This is a genomic window from Streptomyces sp. NBRC 110611, from assembly GCF_001590865.1.
Classification (GTDB): domain Bacteria; phylum Actinomycetota; class Actinomycetes; order Streptomycetales; family Streptomycetaceae; genus Streptomyces.
The window spans coordinates 506,777-515,614 of the sequence record NZ_BBUY01000004.1; the positions used below are offsets into that span (position 1 = coordinate 506,777).

The window sequence follows — 8,838 nt, forward strand, 5'->3', positions numbered from 1 at the left end:
CACGTCGACCCGGACGAGGCGGTGCGGGCGTATGAAGGGGTGATGCTGCCCCGCTCCGCCGAGGCGGCCGAGGGCGCCGCCCGCGGTCTGGCCACCGCCCTCGCCCCCGACGCCCCGCAGGGCATCCTGCGCCATATGCGCCGGATGTATGGACAGGACGACGGGACGTGACCACCGCGAACGAGCCGGCGCCCGGCCGCCGGGAACGCAAGAAGGCGCAGACCCGCAAGGCGCTGGCCGACGCCGCCCTCCGGCTGTTTCTGGAGCGCGGTTACGACGGGGTGAGCGTCAAGGACGTGGCCGAGGCCGCGGACGTCTCGGTGACCACGCTGTTCAAGCACTTCTCCGGCAAGGAGGCCCTGGTGTTCGACCGGGACGCCGAGCTGGGGGCCGCGCTGGTCGCCGCCGTCCGCGACCGGGCAGCGGGCCGGACGGTCCTGGACGCGCTCCAGGAACACCTCCGCGAGGTGCTGCTCTCGGCCCGTCGGGCACCGGAGTTCCGCGGCTTCCGGGGGCTGGTCGAGACCACCCCGGCGCTCGTCGAGTACGCCCACCGGATGTGGCTGCGCCATGAGGAGGCCCTGGCCGGTGCGATCGCCGAGGCGGCCGGCCGCGCGCCGGACGCGGTGCCGGTGCGCGCGCTGGCCCACTATGCGCTGACCGCCCCGAGGCTCGCCGGCGGCGCCCGCGATCCCGGCCGCGCACTGGACGAGATCTTCGCGCACCTGCGGAACGGCTGGTCCGGCCTGGGCCGGTGAGCCGTGGGGCCGGTCCGTTGGGCAGGCCGGCTCGGCGCCGGGGCCACCTTCCGGTTGCGGCCCTCTCGCCCCCGTCGCACGATCGGCAACGTACGGACACGACCGGACAGCGACCGGCGGCGTACGGGCCCGGCCGCGGCACGGCCCGGCCACCGCCCGGCGCGGAGGCGGACGGCACCGTGAAGATCACCGAGCCCACCCCCGGCGCGCCCTGCTGGGTGGAGCTGGGTACTCCGGATGTCGAGGCCGCCGCGGCCTACTACCGCAAGGTCTTCGGCTGGCGCGCCGAGACCGGCCCGCGCGCCGAGGCCGGCGGCTCCATCGTGCTGTACCTGGGCGCCGCCCCGGTCGCCGCGGTGAGTCCGCTGTACGCCCCGGGGCAGCCGGCCGCCTGGACCGTGTCGTTCGCGACGCGGGACGCCGATGCGCTGGCCGCGGCGGTCACCGCGGCCGGCGGGCGGGAGCTGACGGCGCCGCGGGACGTCCTCGGCCTGGGCCGGTTCGCCGTCCTCGCCGACCCGGAGGAGGCCGTGTTCTCGGTGTGGCAGGCCGGGACCTTCGCCGGAGCCGGGGTCTTCAACGCCCCGGGTTCGCTGGGCTGGGTCGAGCTGGCCACCCGCGACGAGGAGGCCGCCAAGGCCTTCTACACCCGGGTCTTCGGCTGGACCGTGGGGACGCACGAGGACTATCCCCAATGGGGCGTCGACGGGGCCGACTTCGGCGGGATGAGCGCACTGGACGAGTTCTACCCGGACGACGTCGGGGCGTACTGGCTGCCGTACTTCGCGGTGGCCGATGTCGACGACACGGCCGCCCGGGCCACGGAGGCCGGGGGCGTGCTGCTGGTGCCCCCCACGGACGTGCCGCACGGACCGCGGATCGCCGTGATCCGGGACCCGCGAGGGGCCTCCTTCGGGATCCATCGTGTGGGCACCGAGGGGTGATCGCCGCGCTCTTCCGGCGTGCGGTCTTTTTGTCACACGATCGGCTGCCTGTCCGTCGTTGCACCGCATTCCGGGCGTGTTTTGTGCGTAATGTCCACTCCGCGCCAATGGGTGGCATTGCGCGTCAAGAACAGGAGACCCCCTATGTCCACGACCGACATCCTCGTGGCCCGAGGCAAGAAGCTCGCAGCCGGCGCGGGCGCACTGACCGCGGCGGTCGCCCTCGGTGCGACGCTGTCCATTGCGTCCCCCGCCCAGGCGACGCCTGGGCCCCCCAGTACCACCGCGAAGCCGTACGGGACCGTCACCAGCAAGAAGGGCCTGAGCGCGCGTCAGTATCCCAGTACCGACTCCTCCGTGAAGGGCTACTTCCACCGCGGTATGCAGGTCGGCCTGGTGTGCAAGGTCCGTACCCAGCCCGTCGGCGGCAACACCGTCTGGTACCTCACCCGGGAGGAGCGGGCGGCCTGGGTCGCGGCGAAGTACGTGACGAACAGCGGTCACGTCAAGTACTGCAAGGACGTGCTGCGCGGCGGCATCCACCCCGGCAGCGACCACTACAACCGTGACCTCGCGGGGCACGCCGTGGGGTGAGCCGTGCGGTGAGAGGCCGGGGCAGCGGCCCGGTCCGGTGCGCCGTGGGTGCCGGACCGGGCCTTCGTGCGCGCCCGCCGGGACGGCTGCCGGGGAGGCCGGGAGGGGCTCTTCCGTATTACTGAAACGCGTTCTACTGTGCCCCTCGACCGATCCGGCGGGCCGTCAGAACCGCGCGCACGGCCCCCGCGGACCGGACCACCGGACCGGACGGACGGGAGGGTCTGCCGTGCACCTCGACTACACCCCCGAGCAGCTGCGGTTGCGCGCCGAACTGCGTGCCTACTTCGCCGAGCTGGTGCCGGCCGGCGCCTCCGTGCCCGCCCGGGAAGGCGCCTCCGCCGCCGGCCCCACCGCTCACCAGCGCTTCTACCGCGAGACGGTACGCCGCCTCGGCGCCGACGGCTGGCTCGGAGTCGGCTGGCCGAAGGAGTACGGCGGGCGCGGGATGACCCCGATGGAACAGTTCATCTTCTTCGACGAGGCCGCTCAGGCGGGCGTACCGCTGCCCCTGATGGCACTGAACACCGTCGGCCCCACGCTCATGCGGTACGGCACCGAGGAACAGAAGGCCCACTTCCTGCCCAGGATCCTCACCGGCGAGATCGACTTCGCGATCGGCTACAGCGAACCGGACGCCGGCACCGACCTGGCCGCCCTCAGGACCCGCGCGGTGCGCGAGGAAGACGAGGCGACCGGCCGCTATGTCGTCAACGGACAGAAGATCTGGACCACCAACGGGGACACCGCCGACTGGGTCTGGCTGGCCGTGCGTACCGCCCCCGTGGAAGAGGGGGTCCCGCCCCACAAGGGCATCACCGTACTCCTGGTCCCGACCAGCGACCCCGGCTACTCCTGCACGGTCATCAACACCCTCGCCTCGCACGCCACCACCGCCAGCTACTACGAGAACATCACCGTCCCGGCCGCCCACCGCGTGGGCCAGGAGAACCAGGGCTGGCGGATCATCACCAACCAGCTCAACCACGAACGGGTCACCCTCGCCGCCCACGGCACCATGGCCGTCCGCGCGCTGCGGGACGTCCAGCGCTGGGCGGCCGGCACCCAACTCGCCGACGGCCGCCGGGTGATCGACCTGGGCTGGGTGCGCGGACGGCTGGCCCGCACCCACACCCGACTGGACGCCATGCGGCTGCTGAACTGGCAGATGGTCGACGCGCTCCAGCAGGGCACACTGACCCCACAGGACGCCTCCGCGGTCAAGGTCTACGGCTCCGAGGCCCGCCGGGACGCCTACGCCTGGCTGATGGAGATCGTCGGCGCCGCGGGCCCCCTCAAGGAGGGCTCGGCCGGCGCGGTGCTCCACGGCGAACTGGAGCGCGGCTACCGCTCCGCCGTGATCTTCACCTTCGGCGGCGGCAACAATGAGATCCAGCGCGAGATCATCTCCTGGATCGGCCTCGGCATGCCCCGCGTACGACGCTGACCGGCCGGAGAGGGCGCGGGATGGCGCTCCGGCTACCGCTGTCGGCGGGCGGCCCGCGCCCCCGTCGTGCGCCGTCGCCCGCCCGCTCCGGGCCCGCGTCGTGCGCCGTCACCCGCCCGCTCCGCGCCACCGGCCGCCGCCTTCGCGCCATTCCGCCACGGTCCGCCGACGGCTGTCCCCCCGTCATATCCTGCGCGCAGTCCGGCGACTCGGTTACGACACCCGCCCAGCGGCCTACAAGCTCCACCGTTCCACGGCCATACTGGGCGGACAGCAGGACACGCAGGGGGAGCTGCGCGGCTGACCGGAGACGGGGACGGGGGCGGCGATCGACCATGGCGGAAAACAGACTGATCCAGGGGCGGTACCGGCTGTGCGACACCATCGGGCGCGGCGGTATGGGCGAGGTCTGGCGGGCCCGCGACGAATCCCTGGAGCGCCAGGTCGCCGTCAAGTGCCTCAAGCCGCTCGGCCCCCGGCACGAACCGTCGTTCCTGCAGGTGCTGCGCGAACGCTTCCGCCGCGAGGCCCGGGTCGCGGCATCCCTCCAGCACCGCGGCATCACCGTCGTCCATGACTTCGGCGAGGACGACGGCACCCTCTTCATCGTCATGGAGCTGCTCACCGGCCGTAACCTCAGCCAGCTCCTGGACGACAACCGGCGCCAGCCGCTGCCCGTCCCGGACATCATCGACATCGCCGAACAGGTCGCCGCCGCGCTCGCCTACACCCACGAACAGGCCATCGTCCACCGCGACCTGAAACCGGCGAACATCGTCCGCACCACCGACGGCACGGTCAAGATCTGCGACTTCGGCATCGCCCGGCTCAACCACGACATCGGCTTCACTGCCCGCCTCACCGGCACCGGCATGGCCATGGGCAGCCCGCACTACATGTCGCCCGAGCAGATCGGCGCCCACCCCGTCGACCACCGCAGCGACCTCTACTCGCTCGGCTGCGTCCTCTACGAGCTGACCACCGGGGTCCCGCCGTTCGACCTCGGCGACGCCTGGGCGGTGCTCGTCGGCCACCGCGACACCGCCCCGGCTCCGCCGCGTACGATCCGCCCCGACCTGCCCGAGGCCTATGAGCGGATCGTGCTGGACCTGCTCGCCAAGGAGCCCGACGACCGGCCCACCGACGCCGACGAACTGGTCAAACGCCTCGCCGGTGCCCGTCATCCGCACTCCGGCCAGGGCGCCGGGGACACCACCGTCACGGTCCCCCGGCTGCCTTCCTGGACCCGGGGCATCACCGCCGGCTCCCCGGCGGGCACCGACCGGCACCCGCGGCCCCGGCCGTCGGACCGGGCCGCCGCGGTCCTCACCGACTCCTGGACCCATGGCGGCCACTCCCGGCCCGGCGATATCCCCCGGGGCACCTCGATCGCCAGCCCGGCGCCCCCGGCCGGCCGGCGGGCCGTCCTCGCCGCCCGGCTGGAGACCGCCCATGAGCTGGCCCGCCGGGGCCGTTGCTTCGAGGCGCACCAGATCTACGCCGAGGTGCTGACCGGCCAGGAACACGCACTGGGCCCCGACCACCCGGACACCCTGAGCTGCCGTCACCACCTCGCGTTCAACCTCGGGCGGCTGGGCCGGCTGGAGGACTGCCGCGCCCTCGCCCAGGACGTGGCCGAGGCGCGCGCCCGGGTACTCGGCGCGCACCACCCCGACACCCTCACCACCCGTCACGAACTCGCCGAAGTGCTCGGCAAGTTGGGCAACTGGTCGGCGGCGCTGCGGACCCACCAGGAGGTCGCCGCGGCCCGTGCGGCCTCGCTCGGCCCGGACCACCCCGACACCCTCGCCGCCCGCTACGAGGTCGGCATCGGCCTCGGCCGGCTCGGCCGCAGCGCGGAGGCGGTCACGCTCTACCGCGACCTGGTCGCCGCCCGCACCCGCACCCGGGGTGCCGACGACCCGGACACCCTCCGCGCCCGGCACGGCCTGGGCGTCAATCTGGGGCGGCTGAACCGCTGGCAGGAAGCGCTGGCGGAGGCCCGTGAGGTGGCCGGGGCGCGCGAACGGGTGCTCGGCCCCGACCACCCGGACACCCTGGTCAGCCGCCGGGAGACGGCCGTCGCGCTGGGCTGGCTCCGCCGCTGGGGCGACGCACTGGACACCTACCGGCAGGTCGCCGCGGCCCGCGAACGGGTCCTGGGCGCCGCCCACCCCGACACCCTGGCCAGCCAGAGCGACCTCGCCGAGTGCCTGGAACAGCTGTCCCGGCCGGACGAGGCGGCCGCCCTGCACCGCCGCGTCGCGGCCCTCCGCCGCGAGCGCGCCGCGCGACGGCGTTAGCCTCCGCCGCGCGGCGGAGGTAGCGCCTCAGCCGGGGGTGACGCGGTAGAGGACCGTGCCGTGCGCCGGCACCTGCCGGGCCACGATCTCGCCGTCGCTGCGCAGGCCGCGGCCGGTGACCAGATCGCGCAGCCGATAGGAGCCCGCCTCCGGCAGCCCTGCCGCGCCCGCCGTGATGGACAGGGTGCGGGCCGCGTCACCCGCGTTGAACAGCGCGATCGCCCAGTCGCCGTTCGCCAGCGGCTTGGCCAGCACCGTGGAGTCCCGGCCCTGCTGCACGATACGGCCCTGGACGCCGAGCGGATCCTGGTCGACGGCGATGACCCGCTCGTTGCCCAGGATCTCGCGCGCCGCCCCGGACAGCTTGCCGACGTCCGTGCTGGAGATCAGCGGTGCCGCCATCATCGCCCACAGCGACATCTGGCTCCGCATCTCCTGCCGTGTCAGATCGGAGTCGCCGACCAGCAGGAAGTCCGGGTCGTTCCAGCGTCCGGGCCGCTGGAGTTCGGCCAGGTTCGCGTTGTAGCGGAAGTTGTAGAGGATCGAGGCCCACTTCGTGGCCGGGGAGCTCTTCCGCCCGGCCACATCCCGGCCGCCCCGCCACAGGTTGCCCAGCTCCGACGACCAGCCGATGACCCGGTGCCAGACCCGGTCGCCGTCGAACTGGAAGTAGGCGGGCGCCGAGACGGAGAAGGTGATCGGCCGGCCGGCGTCCCGGAGCGCACTGCTCAGCTGCCCGTACAGGTCGCGGTAGGTCTCTTCCTTGCCGCGCCCCCGGGGAACCGGCACATTGCAGCCGTCCGCCTTGACGTAGTCCACCTTCCAGCGGGCGAAGAGCTGGGCGTCCTGCCGGAAGTGGCCCAGGCTGCCCGGGTACTTCTCGCAGGTCAGCGTGCCGACGTCGGTGTAGATGCCGAACCTCAGGCCCATCCGGTGCAGCTGCTGTCCGACGTACGCCATACCGTGCGGGAACTTCACCGGGTCCGGCACCAGTTCGTCCCGGGGACCGCGCCGTCTGCTCATCCAGCAGTCGTCGACCGTGACGGTGTCGTAGCCCCGCCGCGCCAGCCCGGTCCGGACCAGCGCCCGGGCGTTGTCGAGGACCACCTTCTCGTTGATCCGGCAGGCGTAGTACGACCAGTTGTTCCAGCCCATCGGGGGAGTCGTGGCCAGGTTCGGGTACGGCCTGGTGGTGTGCCGTGCGCCGGGGGAGGCGGAGGCCGGCGCGGGGGCCGCGAGCAGCCCGGCCGAGCAGACGGCGGCGGTGCCGAGGCCGGCGACCGTGCGGCCGATACGGGGTACCGAAGGGTGGGACACGGGTCACCTCGTGGTGGGCGGGCGGCCAGGGGCGGGCCCATCGGACAGGCCCTGGGGAGGCCGGGGGAGCGGCGCCGGGCGGAGCACGGCCGGACGTTAGAAGCGGCCCGACGACCGGTCAAGAAGCCGCACCGGCCGGGCCGGAGGATTCAGCCGCGTGCGCTGGCGACCGGGAGCGCCGCGTGTTAGCAAGAGGCATGCCGGAACGGACTACGTATGACGCCGTCATCGTCGGCGGCGGCCACAACGGCCTGGTGGCCGCCGGGTATCTCGCCCGCGCCGGGCGCAGCGTGCTGGTGCTGGAGCGGCTGGACCACACGGGTGGCGCCGCGGTGTCGGCCCAGGCCTTCCCCGGCGTCGACGCCCGGCTCTCCCGCTACTCCTACCTCGTCAGCCTGCTGCCGTCGAAGATCGTGCGGGACCTCGGGCTGCGCTTCGCGGTCCGCCGGCGCCCGGTCTCGTCCTACACCCCCGCGGTACGCGGCGGCCGCCCCACCGGTCTCCTGGTCGGCGGCGACGAGGCCCGCACCCGCGCCTCCTTCGCCCGACTCACCGGCACAGGCCGGGAGTTCGAGGCCTGGCAGCGCTTCTACGGCACCACCCGACGGCTCGCCGAACGGGTCTTCCCCACGCTCACCGAACCCCTCCCCACCCGCGCCGCACTGCGCGCCGCCGTCGACGACGACACCACCTGGCACGCCCTCTTCGAACGCCCCCTGGGCGAGCTGATCGAGGAGACCTTCGCCGACGACCTGGTCCGCGGCGTGGTCCTCACCGACGCCCTCATCGGCACCTTCGCCGGCGCCCATGACCCGTCGCTGCGCCAGAACCGCTGCTTCCTCTACCACGTCATCGGCGGCGGCACCGGTGACTGGGATGTCCCCCTCGGCGGTATGGGCGCCCTCACCGACGCGCTCGCCGACGCCGCCCGCCGGGCCGGGGCCGAGATCGTCACCGGCTGCCCGGTGACCGCTCTCGCGACGGACGGCCGTACCGCTGAGGTGACCTGCGACCAGGGCACGATCGGCGCCCGCCGGGTCCTGGTCAACGCCTCCCCGAGGGAACTGGCCCGCCTCCTGGGCGAGGCCCCGCCACCAGCGGCCGAAGGGGCCCAGCTCAAGGTGAACATGCTGCTCACCCGGCTGCCGCGGCTGCGCGACACCGAGGTGGACCCCCGCGAGGCGTTCTCCGGCACCTTCCACATCGCCGAGGGCTACCGCGGGCTGGAGCGCTCCTACCGCGAGGCCGCGGCCGGTGAACCGCCCTCCTCCCCGCCGTCGGAGATCTACTGCCACTCGCTCACCGATCCCTCCGTCCTCGGCGCCGACCTGGTCCGCCGGGGCTACCAGACGCTCACGCTCTTCGGCCTGCACACCCCGGCCCGGCTGTTCACCGCCGACGACGCCGGCCACGCGGCCACCCGTGACCGCCTGCTGGCGGCCACCCTCGCCGAGCTGGACCGCCACCTCGCCGAG

The 8,838-nt window shown here is 73.7% G+C and carries 7 protein-coding genes; 6 read left to right on the forward strand and 1 reads right to left on the reverse strand.

All coding sequences use genetic code 11. From position 1 onward, the window contains the following. The first annotated feature begins 167 nt into the window (after nucleotides 1–167). From AZE13_RS13095 to AZE13_RS13115, 5 genes are all read left to right on the forward strand, one after another. Nucleotides 168–758 carry a TetR/AcrR family transcriptional regulator gene (locus tag AZE13_RS13095; RefSeq protein ID WP_066930558.1) on the forward strand — a complete coding sequence of 197 codons (591 nt, stop codon included), beginning with the start codon at nucleotides 168–170 and terminating at the stop codon, nucleotides 756–758. A gap of 179 nt (nucleotides 759–937) precedes the next feature. Continuing rightward, nucleotides 938–1,702 (forward strand): VOC family protein, encoded by a 765-nt coding sequence (locus tag AZE13_RS13100; protein ID WP_066930559.1) that lies wholly within the window; start codon nucleotides 938–940, stop codon nucleotides 1,700–1,702. A gap of 144 nt (nucleotides 1,703–1,846) precedes the next feature. Then, the gene (locus AZE13_RS13105; RefSeq protein ID WP_066930560.1) at nucleotides 1,847–2,296 is read left to right on the forward strand and encodes a hypothetical protein; all 450 of its coding nucleotides are present in this window, start codon (nucleotides 1,847–1,849) and stop codon (nucleotides 2,294–2,296) included. Nucleotides 2,297–2,525: 229 nt separating this feature from the next. Beyond that, nucleotides 2,526–3,743, forward strand: a complete 1,218-nt coding sequence (locus AZE13_RS13110) for an acyl-CoA dehydrogenase family protein (protein WP_066930561.1) — start codon at nucleotides 2,526–2,528, stop codon at nucleotides 3,741–3,743. Nucleotides 3,744–4,078: 335 nt separating this feature from the next. Further along, nucleotides 4,079–6,046, forward strand: coding sequence for a serine/threonine-protein kinase (locus AZE13_RS13115; RefSeq protein WP_066930562.1), 1,968 nt, complete (start codon nucleotides 4,079–4,081; stop codon nucleotides 6,044–6,046). A gap of 27 nt (nucleotides 6,047–6,073) precedes the next feature. Here AZE13_RS13115 and AZE13_RS13120 read toward each other — a convergent pair whose 3' ends face one another. After that, entirely contained in the window at nucleotides 6,074–7,363 is a 1,290-nt protein-coding gene (locus tag AZE13_RS13120) for a glycoside hydrolase family 27 protein (RefSeq protein ID WP_066930563.1), read from the reverse strand. A 197-nt stretch (nucleotides 7,364–7,560) separates the two neighbouring features. Here AZE13_RS13120 and AZE13_RS13125 point away from each other — a divergent pair. Continuing rightward, on the forward strand, nucleotides 7,561–8,838 hold a 1,278-nt coding region (locus AZE13_RS13125), incomplete at its 3' end, for a phytoene desaturase family protein (protein WP_066930664.1).

What these genes read in the sequence shown, in the direction of transcription:
- AZE13_RS13105 (WP_066930560.1), top strand. Translation starts at nt 1,847, where the DNA reads ATGTCCACGACCGACATCCTCGTGGCCCGAGGCAAGAAGCTCGCAGCC.
- AZE13_RS13115 (WP_066930562.1), top strand. Translation starts at nt 4,079, where the DNA reads ATGGCGGAAAACAGACTGATCCAGGGGCGGTACCGGCTGTGCGACACC.